Raw genomic sequence first — 16,810 nt, forward strand, 5'->3', positions numbered from 1 at the left:
CCGCCCTCCCGCGTGAGCCGAACCGGCTGGAAGCGCCCCGCAGGCGAACCGAAACGCAGGGAAAGGACGCACGCCATGTCGGAAGCCGTCACCCGCCCCGCCACGGCCGGCCCCGGGCTCCTCGCGTCACTGGATCCGCTCCTGCGCACCTGGTTGCCACGACAGCGCTGGTTCGCGGGCAAGGGACGTCCGATCACCGGGTTCTCGCTGGTCGCGGCCACCGAACTGCTGCCGGCCGGAGGCCGGCTGGGCCTGCACCACCTGCTCGTCCGGGTCCACCAGCCGCATGTGCCGGTGCAGGGCGCCGCCCCCGCGCCCGCGGACTGCTACCAGCTCCTGATAGGCGAGCGCGAGGCGTTGCCGCCCCGGCTGGCGCCCGCGCTGATCGGCCATGTGACCGAGGGCCCGCTCGCCGGACGCACGGTCTACGAGGCCCTGTACGACCCCCGGCCCGCCGAGGTGATCCTGGAGGCGCTGCGCGCCCGGGCCCGTATCGGCGGGCTCCGCTTCGAACGGGACCCGCGGCAGGAGATCCGCCCCGCCCTGGTGCCCCGGGCGCTCACCGTCGAGCAGTCCAACTCGTCGGTCGTCTACGGAGACACGTTCATCCTGAAGCTGTTCCGCCGCGTCCATCCCGGCGTCAACCCGGACCTGGAGCTGCCGCTGGCCCTGGCCCGCGAGGGCTGCTCGCGGGTGCCCGCGCCGACGGCGTGGATGCGGGCCGAACTGACCGGCGAGTCCTACGTCCTCGGTGTCCTCCAGCCCTACGTCCAGGGCGCCGCGGACGGCTGGGAGCTGGCGCTGCGCGCGCTGGCCAAGGGCGAGGACTTCGGCGCCGAGGCACGGGCGCTCGGGCGCGCCACGGCCGAGGTGCACACGGCGCTGGCCCGCGCGCTGCCGCCCGTCACGGTGGGCCGTGCCCAGCTGGACTCGATGGTCGACGGCATGGTCGAGCGCCTCGACGCGGCCGCCCAGGCGGTGCCCGCGCTGCGACCCCACGCGCCAGGACTGCGTTCCGCCTTCCGGGCGCTGGCCGATCTGGCGGCCGAGGGCCAGGTCTGGACCGCTCAGCGGGTGCACGGCGATCTGCACCTCGGGCAGTGCCTGCGCTCCCCGTCCGGCACGTGGTCGCTGATCGACTTCGAGGGCGAGCCGGCCCGGCCGCCGGCCGAGCGCCGGATGCCGCAGCCGACCGTGCGGGACGTCGCGGGGATGCTGCGCTCCTTCGACTACGCGGAGCACTCGGTCCGGCCGCCGGTGCCCGGTTGGGCGGAGACCTGCCGGGCCGCGTACTGCTCCGGGTACGCGGAGGTCGACGGCCGCGATCCGCGTACCGACCCGGTACTGATGCGGGCGTACGAGACCGACAAGGCGGTCTACGAGGTCGTCTACGAGGCCCGGCACCGCCCTGACTGGCTCCCGGTGCCGCTGTCGGCGGTGCGGCGCCTGGCGTCCTCCCACCTGACCTGATCCCCCTTCTCCTAGGAGGCACCGCACGTGACCCCCCGTAGCCCCGCCAGCGGTTCGGACCCGAAGAAGACGGCCGAGGAGAAGGCGGCCGCGCCGAGGAAGGCGACGGCGAAGAAGGCCACGGCCACGAAGGCGGTGACGGAAGAGACGGCCGCGAAGAAGGCCGCGGCGAAGAAGACGGCCGTGCCGAAGAAGGCCGCCGCCGAGAAGACCGCGGTGGGGAAGAAGACCGCGGTGGGGAAGAAGGCCGCGTCGAAGGAGCCCGCGGGGCGGACGACGCCGGGGAAGAAGGCCGCGGTGAAGCGGAGCGCCGCCGGGAAGGCAGCGGTCCAGGACGCCGTGGCGAAGAAGGCCGGCGCGAAGAAGGCTGTGGCGAAGAAGGCCGGCCCCAAGAAGGCGGCGGCGAAGAGGACCGCGGCCGGGAGGACCCCGGCGGCGCGGGACCGCACCGGCCGGGGCGCCGTCGACCGGGCGGCCGCGCCGAGCGTCCCCGCCGCCCCCGCCCCCACCCCCGCGCTCGACGCCGTGGACCGGGAGCGGCTGCTCGCCGGTACGCACCACGATCCGCACTCCGTGCTCGGCGCCCACCCGGTGCCGGACGGTGTCGTGTTCCGCGCCTTCCGCCCGTACGCCCTGTCCGTCACCGTCGTCGCCGGCGGTCTGCGCGCCGAGCTGCACGACGACGGCGACGGGTTCTTCTCCGGGCTGGTCCCGCTGCGGGACGTCCCCGAGTACCGCCTCCGCGTCGCGTACGAGGGCTCCGAACTGGACACGGAGGACCCGTACCGCTTCCTGCCGGCGCTCGGTGAACTCGATCTGCATCTGATCGGCGAGGGCCGGCACGAGCAGCTGTGGCGGGCACTGGGCGCCGAGCCGATGACCCACCAGGGGGTGAGCGGCACCCGCTTCACGGTGTGGGCGCCCAACGCCCGCGGGGTTCGGGCGGCCGGCGGTTTCAACTTCTGGGACGGCACGGGCTTCCCGATGCGTTCGCTCGGCGGATCCGGTGTGTGGGAGCTGTTCGTGCCCGGGATCGGCGAGGGCGAACTGTACAAGTTCGAGATCACCCGCCCCGACGGTTCGAAGACCCTGCGCGCGGATCCGCTGGCCCGGCGCACCGAGATTCCGCCCAACACCTCGTCCGTCGTGCACGCCTCGCACCACCGGTGGGGCGACGACGAGTGGCTGGCCCGCCGGACCGAGGTGCCCGCGCACGAGGCGCCGTTCTCCGTGTACGAGGTGCACCTGGCGTCCTGGCGCCCCGGACTGACGTACCGGCAGCTCGCCGAGCAGCTGCCCGCGTACGTGAGGGACCTCGGCTTCACCCATGTCGAGCTGATGCCGGTGGCCGAGCACCCCTTCGGGGGCTCGTGGGGCTACCAGGTCACCGGCTTCTACGCCCCGACCGCCCGCCTCGGCACCCCGGACGACTTCAAGTACCTGGTCGACGCGCTGCACCGGGCCGGTATCGGGGTGCTGATGGACTGGGTGCCGGCGCACTTCCCGCGCGACGACTGGGCGCTGGCCGAGTTCGACGGGTGTCCGCTGTACGAGCACGCCGATCCGCTGCGGGCGGCCCACCCCGACTGGGGCACCCTGGAGTTCGACTTCGGGCGGCGCGAGGTGCGCAACTTCCTGGTCGCCAACGCCGTGTACTGGTGCGAGGAGTTCCACATCGACGGCCTGCGTGTGGACGCGGTGGCCTCCATGCTCTACCTCGACTACTCGCGCGAGCCCGGCCGGTGGACCCCGAACGAGCACGGCGGCCGGGAGAACCTGGACGCGGTGGCGTTCCTTCAGGAGATGAACGCCACCGTGTACCGGCGTACGCCGGGCGTGGTGACGATCGCCGAGGAGTCCACCGCCTGGGACGGCGTCACGCGCGCCACGCACCACAGGGGCCCGAGCGGCTTCGGCGGTCTCGGTTTCGGGCTGAAGTGGAACATGGGCTGGATGCACGACTCGCTCCAGTACATGAGCCACGAGCCGGTGCACCGCAAGCACCACCACCACGAGATGACCTTCTCGATGGTCTACGCGTACAGCGAGAACTACGTCCTGCCCATCTCGCACGACGAGGTGGTGCACGGCAAGCGGTCGCTGGTGTCGAAGATGCCGGGCGACTGGTGGCAGCAGCGCGCCGACCAGCGCGCGTACCTCGGCTTCATGTGGGCCCATCCGGGCAAGCAGCTCCTGTTCATGGGGCAGGAGTTCGCGCAGGGCGCGGAGTGGTCGGAGGCCCACGGGCCCGACTGGTGGCTGCTCGATCCCGCCTACGGCGCGGAGGCGGACCACCGCGGCATGCGCGACCTGGTCCGCGACCTCAACTCGGTGTACCGCCGGACCCCGGCCCTGTGGCAGCGGGACATCCATCCGGACGGATTCGAGTGGATCGTCGGCGACGCCGCCGACGACAACGTCTTCGCCTTCCTGCGCCGTGCCGCCGACGGCGCACCGCTCCTCGCGGTCAGCAACTTCTCCCCCGTCGCCCGCCACGACTACCGACTGGGCGTCCCCGAGGACGTCCCGGCCTGGCACGAGGCGCTGAACACCGACGCGCTGAAGTACGGCGGCGGCGATGTCACCAACCCCCACCCGGTCAAGCCGGAGGCCGTGGGCCGGCACGGCCGCCCGGCGAGCATCCGGCTGACCCTGCCGCCGCTGGCCACGGTGTGGCTGCGCCCGGCGTAGCGCCTCACCCGGCACCGGGGACGGGAACGAAGACGGAGCCGGGCGACCGGCAGCGCGACGTCCCGAGGACGTCCGCTGCCGGTGAGCCGGCTCCTATCCGACGGTTTCGGCGAGGCCCTTCGGCAGTTCGCCCGTGTGCAGGACGCCGAGCCGCTGGGTGGCCCGGGTCAGTGCGACGTACAGGTCGCTGGTGCCGTACCGCCCGGGTTCGACGACCAGCACCGAGTCGAACTCCAGGCCCTTGGCCTGGCGCGGGTCGAGCAGGACGACCGAGCGGGTCAGGTCGGGCTCGGCGCCGGCCGTCACACCGTCCAGCCGGGCGGCGAGGCGGCGGTGCAGATCGCGCGGGGCGATCACCGCGAGCCGGCCCTCGGCCGGGGTCAGCTCCTCGACCGCCTCGGCGACCGCGCCGGGCAGGTCGCCGGTGGCGCGCACCCACGGGTGGACGCCGGTGGACCGGACGGAGCTGGGCGGTTCGAAGTCCGGCACCTGGGCGCGCACGACGGCCGCCGCGAGGTCCATGATCTCCGCGGGGGTGCGGTAGTTGACGCCGAGGCGCGTGTGGTGCCAGCGGTCCTCGACGTACGGCTGGAGGATCTCCGACCACGAGCCGACGCCGGCCGCCTCCGCGGTCTGGGCCGGGTCGCCCACCAGGGTCATCGAGCGGGTCGGGCTGCGCCGCATCAGCAGCCGCCAGGCCATCGGCGACAGTTCCTGCGCCTCGTCGACGATGATGTGCCCGAAGGCCCAGGTGCGGTCGGCCGCCGCGCGTTCGGCGGCGCTGCGGTGGTCCTCCTCCTCGTGACGCTCGGCGAACCGCTCCGCGTCGATGATGTCGTGCGCGGACAGGACCTCCGAACCGTCGGGGTCGCTGTCCTCCTTGTCCTCGAACTCGTAGGTACGGGAGGCGAAGGAGACGTCCAGCACGCCCTGGGCGTAGGCCACCTGGGTCTCCCGCTCGCGCTCCGCGCGGGCCCGCCGCACCCGGTCGTCCTCACCGAGGAGTTCGGCCGCCTCGTCGAGCAGGGGGACGTCCGCCACGGTCCAGGCCCGGGTCACCGGGCGGCGTACGGCGGCGGCGTCCTGCGCGCTCAGATATGCCTCGGGCGCGGCGAGGAAGTCCGCGACGAGCTGCTGCGGGGTCAGGAGCGGCCACAGCCGGTCGATGGCCGACCAGACCTCGGGGTTGTCGGCGAGTTCGTCGCGGATCTGGGTGACGTCCACGGCGTCCAGGAGGTTGGAGCCGTCGTAGGGGTCGGTGCCGATGCGTTCGGCCACCATGTCCGTCAGCGTGTTGAGGATGTGCCCCTCGAAGTGCTCGCGGGCGGCGTTGTGCGGCAGCGCGGCGGCACGGGTCCGCTCGCGGGCGACGCTCACCAGGCCGTCGTCGAGCATCAGCACCTCGCGGTCGTGCTCGATCGTGACCACCGGGTCGGGCAGTGCCTGCCGGTCGCGTACGACCGCGGTGAGCACGTCGGCCATCGCGGCGCCGCCCTTGACCGCGGCGGCCTCGGCGGTGTCGGTCGCCGTCGCCCGGACGCCGGGGAACAGTTCCCCGACCGTCGCCAGCAGCACCCCGGTCTCACCGAGGGAGGGCAGCACCTCGCCGATGTAGCCGAGGAAGGCCGGGTTGGGGCCGACGATGAGCACGGCCCGTCTGGCGAGCAGTTCCCGGTGCTCGTAGAGGAGGTACGCGGCCCGGTGCAGGGCGACTGCCGTCTTGCCGGTGCCGGGGCCGCCCTCGACGACGCGCACTCCGCGGTACGGGGCGCGGATGATCTCGTCCTGCTCGGCCTGGATGGTCTGCACGATGTCGGTCATGCGCCCGGTGCGCGCGGAGTTCAGCGCGGCGAGCAGCACGGCGTCGCCGGTGGGGTCCTCGTGGCCGGTGCGGGTGGCGTCGCCGAGGTCGAGGATCTCGTCGTGCAGGGCGGTGACCCGGCGGCCGTCCGTCGTGATGTGCCGGCGCCGTCGCAGGCCCATCGGGGTGTGGCCGGTGGCCAGGTAGAAGGGCCGGGCGACGTCGGCCCGCCAGTCGATCAGGATCGGCGTGCGCTCGGCGTCGGCGGCGCGCAGGCCGATCCGGCCGATGTGGTGGCCGGCGCCGGAGGCGAGGTCGATCCGGCCGAAGCAGAGCGAGCCGTCGACCGCGTTCAGCGCGGCGAGCAGCCCGGACCGCTCGGCGACGAGGATGTCCCGCTCCAGACGGGCCTGCATCGGTGTGTTGCCCTGTCCGAGCGCGTCCGTGACGGAGGTCTCGACGTCGCCGCGCAGCACATCCACGCGCGCGTACAGGTCGTCGATGAATTCCTGCTCGCGGCGCATTTCATCGTCCGGAATCCCGATGTTTGACGAATCCATGTTTGACAATTCCGCTCCCGCCCGGATATACTCTGCTCATTAAGCGTCCTCGCGCCCACATTTCTGTGAAGTCGCGAATCATTGAATATACGCAGAGAAATCCCCCGAGCGCAATTGCTCGGGGGATTTCTTTGCGTCCGCTCGGGTCACTCCTCGCCGGTCAGAGCACCTCGGACAGTTCCGCCAGGAGCCGCCGCTTGGGCCGGGCCCCCACCATCGACCTCACCGGCTCGCCGTCGCGGAACACCATGAAGGTCGGCATGGACAGCACCTTGTACGCGTTCGTCGTCAGCGGGTTGTCGTCCACGTTCAGCTGCACCACCTTCAGCCGCTCGCCCTCCTCCGCGGCGAGCGCGCTCAGCACCGGGCCCATCTGCCGGCACGGCGGGCACCAGTCGGCGGTGAACTCCACCAGCACGGGGAGCCGCGCCCCGAGCACTTCCTCGACGAAGTCCTCGTCGGTCACCTCGGGCACACCCGTCGCTCCGCTCACCGCTGCCCTCCCAGTTCGCACTCCGGTTCCGGACCGCCCGGGACCAGCGCGTCGGCGGCCAGCCGGTCCCGCGCCCGCTCGGCGCGCGTGAGCTGCCGGGCGACCGTCCGCCGGACCTCGCCCAGCTCGCCGATCAGCGCGTCCAGCTCGTCCAGCTTGCGCCGGTAGACCGCCAGCGACGCGGGACACGAGTCGCCCGCGGGGTGCCCGGCGCGCAGGCACTCCACGAAGGGGCGGGTCTCCTCCAGGCCGAACCCGAAGTCCTGCAAGGTCCGGATCTGCCGCAGCAGCCTCAGGTCCCGCTCGTCGTACGTCCGGTGGCCGTTGCCGTCCCGCCGGGCGGGCAGCAGACCGCGTGACTCGTAGTACCGAAGCGTGCGCGTGGTGGTCCCGGCCCGTTCGGCCAGCTCGCCGATTCGCATGCCCTCGAACGTAAGCCCTGACGCCGGCGTCAGGGCAAGGGCGGCGGCGGGGGCGGGCGCCACGGCGGCGGTCCGGTGGCCCGGCGGCGGTGCGCCCGGCCGGCCGTCACGTGGCTCACGGCCGCCGTGCGACCGGCCGCGGGGGGACGAACGGAGCCGGACGGCCAGGTCACGGGGGATGACCTGACCGCCCGGCGGTCCACGGACGGGGCGTGCCCCGCCGTACGGCGGCTACGCCTTGGCCAGTTCCTTGTCGTCGTCGGCCGTGCGCGGCGCGGGCACCTCGGAGGCGGCCGGCGCCGGGCCGTGACCGTCGTCGAGCAGCGTCCGCTCGTCGAACGGCAGCCGGCCCGCCAGCACCTCGTCCACACGCTCCTTGTCGAGCTCCTTGGTCCAGGTGCCGATCAGGACCGTGGCGACCGCGTTGCCCGCGAAGTTCGTCAGGGCGCGGGCCTCACTCATGAAGCGGTCGATGCCGACGATCAGGCCGATGCCGTCCACCAGGGCCGGCTTGTGCGACTGGAGGCCGCCGGCCAGCGTGGCCAGTCCGGCCCCGGTGACACCGGCGGCGCCCTTGGAGGCGATCAGCAGGAAGAGCAGCAGCGGGATCTGCTCGCCGATGGACATCGGGGTGCCCATGGCGTCGGCGATGAACAGGGACGCCATGGTCATGTAGATCATGGTGCCGTCGAGGTTGAAGGAGTAGCCGGTCGGGACGGTGATGCCCACCACCGGCTTGCTCACGCCCATGTGCTCCATCTTCGCGATGAGCCGCGGCAGCGCGGACTCCGAGGAGGAGGTCGACAGGATCAGCAGGAACTCGCGGCCCAGGTACTTGAAGAAGGTCAGGATGTTCAGACCGGAGACGAACTTCAGCAGCGCGGCGAGCACGATGAAGACGAACAGGAAGCAGGTGACGTAGAAGCCCAGCATCAGCACGGCGAGGCTCTTGAGCGCGTCCACGCCGGCGGAGCCGGTGACGGCGGCGATGGCGCCGAAGGCACCGATCGGCGCGGCCCACATGATCATCGCGAGGATGCGGAAGACCAGGCGCTGGATGTGCTCGACGGCGTGCAGGATCGGCTGTCCGGTCGAGCCCATGGCCTGGAGGGCGAAGCCTGCGAGCAGGGCGATCAGCAGGGTCTGGAGGACCTCGCCGCCGGTGAACGCGGAGACGATCGTGGTCGGGATGATGCCCAGCAGGAACTCGGTGGTGTCCTTGGCCTCGGCGTCGACCTGCGCGTGGCCGGTCTCCTTGATCGTGTCGGTGATGGCCAGGCCCGTGCCCGGGTCCAGGATGTTGCCGACGACCAGACCGATGGCGAGCGCCACCAGCGACATCACCGAGAAGTAGATCAGGGCGATACCGCCGACCGCACCCACCTTCGCGGCCTTGCGCACCGAACCGATCCCGAGCACGATCGTGCAGAAGATGATCGGCGAGATCATCATCTTGATCAGGTTCACGAATCCGGTGCCGATGGGCTTCAGCTCGACGGCGAAGCCGGGCGCGGCCAGGCCCACGGCGATGCCGAGCGCGACCGCGACGATCACCGCGATGTAGAGGTAATGGGTGCGGTCCCGCTTGGCGGGCTTGGCAGGTGCCGTATCGGCTGTACTGGTCACGACTGCCCTCCTTGACGACGTCATCGGCATCACCGGCGTGCGGCTCACGTCCGGGGGATCTGGAAATTCCCGGAAGTCGCGCTCCCGGGCTGCGGTGACTATCTCCCGGCCTGTGAGGGCGGTCACCCTTCCGTTCATTTAGTTCGCGCTTAACGTGCGAGGCACACTGACGACATGCGCTACCCCCTCCCGAGACCCCGCAGCCTGGCCGGCCAGCTCTTCGCGATGCAGGCCGTGCTCATCGCTGTGCTGGTCGCGGGGTACGCGGTGTTCAGCTACTTCAGCGACCGCAGCCAGGCCCAGGAGGCCGCCGGCCGGCAGGCCATGGCCGTCGCGCGCTCAGTCGCCGACGCCCCCTCGGTGCGCGAGGCGATCCGCACCTCCGACCCCTCCGCGGCCCTCCAGCCGTACGCCCTGCGCGTGACCGAGGACACGGAGGTCGACTTCGTCACGATCATGAATCCGAAGGGCATCCGCTGGACCCACCCGGACGACGAGCAGATCGGGCAGCGTTTCCTCGGTCACATCGCGCCCGCCCTGCGCGGCAAGTCCTTCACCGAGACGTACACCGGCACCCTCGGCCCTTCCGTCCGCGCCGTCACCCCCGTCCTGGACGACGGCGAGATCGTGGGCCTGGTCAGCGCCGGCATCCGGGTCGACGCGATCAGCGAACGCGTCCAGGAGCAGCTGACGGCCCTGATCGGCGTCGCCGGTGTCGCCCTGGCCCTCGGCGCGATCGGCACCTACGTCATCAACGCCCGGCTGCGCCGCCACACCCACGGCATGAACGCGGCCGAGCTGAGCCGGATGCACGACTATCACCAGGCCGCGCTGCACGCGGTGCGCGAGGGCCTGTTGATGCTGGACGGGCAGTACCGGGTGGCGCTGATCAACGACGGCGGGCGGGAACTGCTCGGGGTGAGCGGGGACGTCGTGGGCCGCTCGGTCGCCGAGATCGGGCTGCCGGCGCCGCTGACCGGGGCGCTGCTGGCGTCCGAGCCGCGGGTGGACGAGGTCCATCTGACGGCCGACCGGGTGCTGGTGGTCAACACCTCGCCGGTGTCCGGCGGGGAGCGGCGCGGGACGGTGGTGACGCTGCGGGACGTGACCGAACTCCAGTCGGTGATGGGCGAGCTGGACTCGGAGCGCGGCTTCACCCAGGCGCTGCGCTCGCAGGCGCACGAGGCGGCGAACCGGCTGCACACCGTGGTGTCGCTGATCGAACTGGGCCGGTCGGAGGAGGCCGTGGACTTCGCGACCGCCGAACTGGAGCTGGCGCAGGCGCTGACGGACCAGGTGGTCGCGGCGGTGGGCGAACCGGTGCTGGCCGCGCTGCTGCTGGGCAAGACCGCTCAGGCCCACGAGCGCGGTGTGGAGCTGGTCGTGTCGGCGGACAGCCGGCTCGACGACGGACTGCTGCCGGGCAGCCTGCCGGCCCGGGACCTGGTGACGATCCTCGGCAACCTGATCGACAACGCGGTGGACGCGGCGCAGGGCAGTGTCCGGGCCCGGGTTACCGTGTCCGCGGTCGCGGAGGACGGTGAGCTGGTGCTGCGGGTGTCGGACACCGGCGCGGGAGTGGACCCGGCGCACACGGAGGCCGTGTTCCAGCGCGGGTTCTCCACCAAGCCGGCCGGACCGGGCGGCCGCGGCCTGGGACTGGCCCTCGTACGGCAGGCGGTGCACCGGCACGGCGGGACGCTGTCGGTCGCGGAGGCCGACGGGGGCGGTGCGGAGTTCGAGGTGCGGTTGCCGCTGCGGGAGCGGACGGCCGCCGGCGGTACGACGTCGGGAGGCCGGACATGACGCAGCAGGAACCGATCCGCGTCCTGGTCGTCGAGGACGATCCGGTCGCCGCCGACGCGCACATGATGTACGTGGGCCGGGTGCCGGGATTCGTCGCGGTCGGCAAGGCGCGAACGGGGGCCGAGGCCCGGCGCGCGCTGGAGCGAACGCCGGTGGACCTGCTGCTGCTCGACCTGCACCTGCCGGATGTGCACGGACTGCACCTGGCCAGGTCGTTGCGGGCGGCCGGGTACCACGCGGACGTGATAGCGGTGACGTCGGCACGGGATCTGGCGGTGGTCCGCGAAGGGGTGTCGCTGGGAGTCGTGCAGTACGTCCTGAAACCGTTCACCTTCGCGACGCTGCGGGACCGGCTCGTGCGGTACGCGGAGTTCCGGGGCGCCGCCGGCGAGGCCAGCGGGCAGGACGAGGTCGACCGCGCGCTGGCCGCGCTCCGGGCGCCCGGTCCGGCCGCGCTGCCCAAGGGCCTGAGCGCGCCGACGCTGGAGCGGGTGACGGGCGCGCTGCGGGACGCGCAGGGAGGTCTCACGGCGGCCGGGGTGGGCGAGGCGGTCGGGATCTCCAGGATCACGGCACGCCGCTACCTGGAACATCTGGTGGAGGCCGGGCGGGCGATGCGCCGTCCGTTGTACGGACAGGTGGGGCGGCCCGAGTTGGTCTACCGGTGGGTGCGAGGCGGCGCGAAGTAGGCGCCGGGCACCCGACGGACGCGCCCGCGCCACCCTGGCCGAAAAGGGGCGCTGATGGTGATCCCGGCTGAAAGCGGGCAGCCTTCATGAGGCCGTGGCGGCGAACCACGACGAACATCAAATCCGACGCACACGCATTGACCTGACTAGACCACTCCTCTTACGTTCACCGGCAGACAAGCCCAGGCCACAACGACGTAGGCCATAGGAGGTCGCGCCCGTGCGCCCCACCGCCGTACTCATACCCCTGGTCGCCGCGGTGCTCACCGCCCCCGCCCTCACCGCATGCGGATCGGGCTCCGGCAGTGACCCCGACACACTGAAGGTCTCCTTCAAGCAGTCGACGGACAACTCCGTGAAGGTGATGGACAACTTCCTCGCGGACATCAAGAAGCAGTTCGAGAAGGCCAATCCGGGCAAGAAGGTCGAGCTCGTCCCGATCAAGGCGCCGGACTCGGAGTACTACACCAAGCTCCAGCAGATGCTCCGCTCGCCGAAGACCGCACCGGACCTGGTCTACGAGGACACCTTCCTCATCAACTCCGACATCACCAGCGGCTACCTCAAGCCGCTCGACCCCTACCTCGCCAAGTGGAAGGACTGGTCCCAGTTCATCGACACGGCGAAGGCGGCGGCCAAGGGCGAGGACGGCAAGACGTACGGCGTCCCCGACGGCACCGACACCCGCGGCCTCTGGTTCGACAAGGGCGTCTTCGAGAAGGCCGGGCTCCCGGCCGACTGGCAGCCGAAGACCTGGGACGAGGTGCTCGACGCGGCCCGGACCATCAAGGAGAAGGTCCCCGGCGTCACACCGCTGAACGTCTACACCGGCAAACCGGCCGGCGAGGCCGCCACCATGCAGGGCTTCGAGATGCTGCTGTACGGCACCGATGCCGGCGGCAGCGACCCGCTGTACGACAAGGGCAGCAAGAAGTGGATCGCGGGGAGCCAGGGCTTCAAGGACGCCCTCGCGTTCGTCGAGACCGTCTACAAGGAGAAGCTCGGCCCGGACGTCGCCGACGCCCTCGACCCCAACTTCGGTACCCGGGTGCGCGGTGAGCTGCTTCCGGAGGGCAAGCTCGGCATCAACCTCGACGGCTCGTGGCTCCCGCAGGACTGGCTGCCGGGCAGCGGGCACGAATGGCCCGAGTGGTCGCAGAAGCTGGGGCTCGCCGCGATGCCCACCCAGAACGGCCAGGCCCCCGGCAAGGTGAGCATGTCCGGCGGCTGGACGTGGGCCGTCCCGGCCAAGGCCGCCAATCCGGACCTCGCCTTCGAGTTCATCAAGACGATGCAGACGAAGGCCAACGCCCAGAAGTGGTACATCGCCAACTCCGGCATCGCCGTGCGCGAGGACGTCGCCGCCGACCCCGAGTACGTCAAGGCCCAGCCCGGCATCGAGTTCTTCACCGACCTCGTCGCCAGCACCCACTACCGGCCGGCCTACCCCGCGTACCCGAAGGTCTCGGTCGCCATCCAGGAGGCGATGGAGGGCGTCACGACAGGTGACGTCTCGGTCGACGACGCCGCACGCGGTTACGACGAGACCCTCAAGGACGTCACCGACAACCAAGTGATCGAGAAGTGAAGAGTCCCACGGTGGAACGGCCCACGGTGACGCCCTCCGGCGTCGCCGTGGCGCCCCGCCGCCCTCGCACCCGCCCGCTGCTGCGCCTGCTGCCCCTGTCCCCGGCCGTCGTCCTCCTGCTGCTGTTCCTGGCCGGCCCGATCGCCTACTGCGCCTGGATCGCCTTCACCGACCTCCAGCTGACCGGCCAGGCCGAGTCCTCCTTCGTCGGTCTCGAGAACTTCCGTACGGCGTTCACGGACGAGGCCTTCCTCAACGCCGTCTGGCTGACCCTGGTCTTCACCGTCGTGTCGTCGCTGATCGGCCAGAACACCCTCGGTCTGGCGCTGGCCGCGCTGATGCAGCGCGCCTCGAAGCCGGTCCGCACACTCACCGGCGGCATCGTGATCACCGCCTGGGTGCTGCCGGAGGTGGTCGCCGGCTTCCTGCTCTACGCCTTCTTCCGGCGCGAGGGCACCCTGAACGCCATCCTGGAATGGCTGCATCTGCCGTCCCAGAACTGGCTGTTCACGCTGCCGATCCTGGCCGTGTCGTTCGCCAACGTCTGGCGGGGCACCGCGTTCTCGATGCTGGTCTACTCGGCCGCCCTGAACGAGATTCCCAAGGAGATCACCGAGGCCGCCGAGGTCGACGGCGCCGGCGGCTGGCGCCGTATGTGGCACATCACCCTGCCGATGATCCGCCGCTCCATCGGCACGAACCTGATGCTCAACACCCTGCAGACCCTGTCGGTGTTCGGGCTGATCTGGGTGATGACCAGGGGCGGGCCAGGCGACCGCAGCCAGACCCTGCCGCTGTTCATGTACGAACAGGCCTTCCAGAACAGCATGATCGGCTACGGCACCGCGGTGGCGCTGCTGCTCCTCCTGGTCGGTTCCCTCTTCTCGGTCGTCTACATGCGCCTGCTGCGGACGGAGATCTGAGCACGATGTCCCGCACCCGTACCGTCCGCCGCCGCGCCGCCGACGCCTCTCTCCTCGCCGTCGCCGCCGCGTTCGTCCTGCCCCTGGCCTGGGTGCTGCTGTCCGCCGTGGACCCGCACGCCGACCTGAGGGTGAAGGCCCCCAACGGACTGACCTTCGACAACTTCGACGCCGTCCTCACCCAGGACATCACCTTCACCCCGCTGCTCAACAGCCTGATCCTGTGCGGCGGCGCCACCGCCCTGACCGTGGTGTGCGCGGCGCTCGCGGCCTACCCGCTGTCCCGGTTCCGCTCACGTCTGAACCGCCCGTTCCTGCTGACCATCCTGTTCGCGACCAGCCTGCCGATCACGGCGATCATGGTCCCGGTGTACGCGCTGTTCGTGCAGATCGACCTGATCGACACGATGCAGGGCACGATCCTGTTCTTCGCCGCGTCCCAACTCCCCTTCGCCATCTGGCTGATGAAGAACTTCATGGACGGTGTGCCGAGGGAACTGGAGGAGGCGGCCTGGACGGACGGGGCGTCCTCGCTCCAGTCGCTCGCCCGTATCGTGCTTCCCCTGATGGGCCCGGGAGTGGGCGTGGTGACCGTCTTCTCGTTCGTGATGATGTGGGGGAACTTCTTCGTCCCGTTCATGCTGCTGCTCACCCCGGACCAGATGCCGGCGGCCGTGAGCATCAACGAGTTCTTCGGCAATCGGGGCATGGTGGCGTACGGCCAGCTGGCCGCGTTCTCCATCATCTACTCGACGCCGGTGATCCTGCTGTACGTCCTGATCGCCCGCCGGCTCGGCGGCGGCTTCGCGCTGGGCGGGGCGGTCAAGGGGTGAGGCCGACGGCCGCCCGTTCCCGGCCGCCCCGGACGGACGGCCGGGAACCGTAGATTCCTACGATCCGTGATTGTGGCCGAACAGACCGTGGTCAGGATCCTCCCGTACCCCTACGTTGTGGCCCGTGCGCCGACCCTCAGCCCGACCGAACCAGCCCAGCCCGCCTTTCAACGCACTCGCCGCCCGCCGGCTCCGTGCCGCGCTCGGCATGGGGCCCGAGGAGGTCGCGTACGGTATGCGCGCCTCGTTCGGGCTGCCGTACATCACCCCGGATCTCGTCGTCGCCTGGGAACGCGGCATCGCGGGCCCGAGCAGCCAGGAACTCACCGCGCTGGCCGGCGTGCTGTGGTGCTCGCCCGGTGAACTCATCGGCCGTCCGCGGACCTTGCGCGAGCACCGCATCTCGCGCGGGCTCGCCCCGGAGGACGTCGCCCGCGGCGTCGGACTCGAACTCCTCGCGTACCAGCGGATGGAGGAGAACGACGCGTGGCGCGGCACGGACCGGCAGTCCATCGCGCTCGCCGGCCTCCTGGACCTGGACCTCGCCGACTTCATCGCCGTCACGGGCCGCGAGGCCAGGCTCGCCGACCTGCTGCGCAGCGCCGTGACCACCCGCTGGCAGGGCTACGTCCGCCCGGTCACCAGGACGGTGCCGCTGGACCGCGGCCTGCTGGAGGCGACCCTGGCGGAACTGCACCGGGACTACCAGGGGCAGATGGTCGCCACCCTGAGCTGGGGCGGCGGCACCGCGGACGCCGGCGACCCCGGCCGGGACTTCCTCGACCGGATCGTCGACCACTTCTGGACGACGGTGCGGCGGCACAGCGAATGAACCGGCGCCACCGCAGGGGCGCCCGGTGGGTCCCGGGCGCGGCGGGCTAGAAGACCGACTCGGCCTCGTCCATGCGGTCCTTGGGCACCGTCTTCAGCTCGGTCACGGCCTCCGCGAGCGGCACCATCACGATGTCGGTGCCGCGCAGCGCGGTCATCCGGCCGAACTCGCCCTGGTGCGCGGCCTCCACGGCGTGCCAGCCGAAGCGGGTGGCGAGCACCCGGTCGTACGCCGTCGGCGTGCCGCCGCGCTGGACATGGCCGAGGATGACCGGCTTGGCCTCCTTGCCGAGCCGCCGCTCCAGCTCGTACGCGAGGGCCGTGCCGATGCCCTGGAAGCGCTCATGGCCGTACAGGTCGATCTCGCCCTTGCCGTAGTCCATCGTGCCCTCGGCGGGGTGGGCGCCCTCGGCCACGCAGACGACCGCGAACTTCTTGCCGCGCGCGAACCGCTCCTCGATCATCTTCGCCACGTCGGCCGGGTCGAAGGGCCGCTCGGGCAGGCAGATGCCGTGGGCGCCGGCGGCCATGCCGGACTCCAGGGCGATCCAGCCCGCGTGCCGGCCCATGACCTCGACGACCATCACGCGCTGGTGCGACTCGGCGGTGGTCTTCAGCCGGTCCATCGCCTCGGTGGCGACACCGACCGCGGTGTCGAAGCCGAAGGTGCGGTCCGTGGAGGAGATGTCGTTGTCGATGGTCTTCGGGACGCCGACCACCGGCAGACCCGCGTCGGACAGCATGCGGGCGGCGGTGAGGGTGCCTTCGCCGCCGATCGGGATCAGGGCGTCGATCCCGAAGTCGCGGATCATGTCCGAGGCGTTCTCGCAGGCCTCGCGCAACCGGTCGCGCTCCAGCCGGGAGGAGCCGAGGATGGTGCCGCCGCGGGCCAGGATGCCGCTCACCGCGTTCAGGTCCAGGGTGCGGTAGCGGCCGTCCAGCAGGCCGGAGTACCCGTCCTCGAAGCCGATGACCTCGTCACCGTACTGCGCGACCGCCCGGTGGACGACCGACCGGATCACGGCGTTCAGGCCGGGGCAGTCGCCGCCCGCGGTGAGGACTCCGATGCGCATCGTG

General features: G+C 71.5%; 13 protein-coding genes. 8 read left to right on the forward strand and 5 right to left on the reverse strand.

What is annotated here, in order from left to right; translation table 11 throughout:
• The first annotated feature begins 75 nt into the window (after positions 1 to 75).
• Entirely contained in the window at positions 76 to 1,470 is a 1,395-nt protein-coding gene (locus tag DN051_RS13040) for a maltokinase N-terminal cap-like domain-containing protein (protein ID WP_053763396.1), read from the forward strand.
• A gap of 27 nt (positions 1,471 to 1,497) precedes the next feature.
• Positions 1,498 to 4,161 carry a 1,4-alpha-glucan branching enzyme gene (glgB, locus tag DN051_RS13045; protein WP_112438742.1) on the forward strand — a complete coding sequence of 888 codons (2,664 nt, stop codon included), beginning with the start codon at positions 1,498 to 1,500 and terminating at the stop codon, positions 4,159 to 4,161.
• Between the two features lie 93 nt (positions 4,162 to 4,254).
• On the opposite strand, the gene DN051_RS13050 is transcribed toward glgB, so the two are convergent.
• The 4 genes from DN051_RS13050 to DN051_RS13065 all read right to left on the reverse strand — a co-directional run bounded on the left by DN051_RS13050 (position 4,255) and on the right by DN051_RS13065 (position 9,063).
• The gene (locus tag DN051_RS13050) at positions 4,255 to 6,522 is read right to left on the reverse strand and encodes a HelD family protein (RefSeq protein WP_107094133.1); all 2,268 of its coding nucleotides are present in this window, start codon (positions 6,520 to 6,522) and stop codon (positions 4,255 to 4,257) included.
• Between the two features lie 160 nt (positions 6,523 to 6,682).
• Complete coding sequence (locus DN051_RS13055) at positions 6,683 to 7,015, reverse strand: thioredoxin family protein (RefSeq protein WP_281289062.1); 333 nt, start codon at positions 7,013 to 7,015, stop codon at positions 6,683 to 6,685.
• Positions 7,012 to 7,437, reverse strand: coding sequence for a MerR family transcriptional regulator (locus DN051_RS13060; RefSeq protein ID WP_112438743.1), 426 nt, complete (start codon positions 7,435 to 7,437; stop codon positions 7,012 to 7,014). The genes DN051_RS13055 and DN051_RS13060 overlap by 4 nt, the downstream gene beginning before the upstream one ends.
• A gap of 231 nt (positions 7,438 to 7,668) precedes the next feature.
• A complete protein-coding gene (locus tag DN051_RS13065; RefSeq protein ID WP_053763392.1) occupies positions 7,669 to 9,063 on the reverse strand; it encodes a cation:dicarboxylate symporter family transporter in 1,395 nt (464 codons plus the stop codon).
• A gap of 174 nt (positions 9,064 to 9,237) precedes the next feature.
• Between DN051_RS13065 and DN051_RS13070 the strand changes: the two genes are divergently transcribed.
• From DN051_RS13070 to DN051_RS13095, 6 genes are all read left to right on the forward strand, one after another.
• Entirely contained in the window at positions 9,238 to 10,869 is a 1,632-nt protein-coding gene (locus DN051_RS13070; RefSeq protein ID WP_053763391.1) for an ATP-binding protein, read from the forward strand.
• A complete protein-coding gene (locus tag DN051_RS13075) occupies positions 10,866 to 11,558 on the forward strand; it encodes a response regulator (protein WP_053763390.1) in 693 nt (230 codons plus the stop codon). Before DN051_RS13070 ends, DN051_RS13075 begins: the two co-directional genes overlap by 4 nt.
• 220 nt (positions 11,559 to 11,778) lie before the next feature.
• Positions 11,779 to 13,146 (forward strand): extracellular solute-binding protein, encoded by a 1,368-nt coding sequence (locus DN051_RS13080; protein WP_053763389.1) that lies wholly within the window; start codon positions 11,779 to 11,781, stop codon positions 13,144 to 13,146.
• 11 nt (positions 13,147 to 13,157) lie between these two features.
• On the forward strand, positions 13,158 to 14,069 hold the full coding sequence (locus DN051_RS13085; protein ID WP_425471759.1) for a carbohydrate ABC transporter permease: 912 nt from the start codon (positions 13,158 to 13,160) through the stop codon (positions 14,067 to 14,069).
• A 5-nt stretch (positions 14,070 to 14,074) separates the two neighbouring features.
• The gene (locus tag DN051_RS13090; RefSeq protein ID WP_112438744.1) at positions 14,075 to 14,902 is read left to right on the forward strand and encodes a carbohydrate ABC transporter permease; all 828 of its coding nucleotides are present in this window, start codon (positions 14,075 to 14,077) and stop codon (positions 14,900 to 14,902) included.
• Positions 14,903 to 15,026: 124 nt separating this feature from the next.
• Entirely contained in the window at positions 15,027 to 15,734 is a 708-nt protein-coding gene (locus tag DN051_RS13095; RefSeq protein WP_199314924.1) for a helix-turn-helix domain-containing protein, read from the forward strand.
• 46 nt (positions 15,735 to 15,780) lie between these two features.
• Here DN051_RS13095 and DN051_RS13100 read toward each other — a convergent pair whose 3' ends face one another.
• Positions 15,781 to 16,806, reverse strand: coding sequence for an ATP-dependent 6-phosphofructokinase (locus DN051_RS13100; RefSeq protein ID WP_053763386.1), 1,026 nt, complete (start codon positions 16,804 to 16,806; stop codon positions 15,781 to 15,783).
• Positions 16,807 to 16,810 lie beyond the last annotated feature (4 nt).

It is taken from the genome of Streptomyces cadmiisoli, from assembly GCF_003261055.1.
GTDB classification, from domain to species: Bacteria; Actinomycetota; Actinomycetes; order Streptomycetales; family Streptomycetaceae; genus Streptomyces; species Streptomyces cadmiisoli.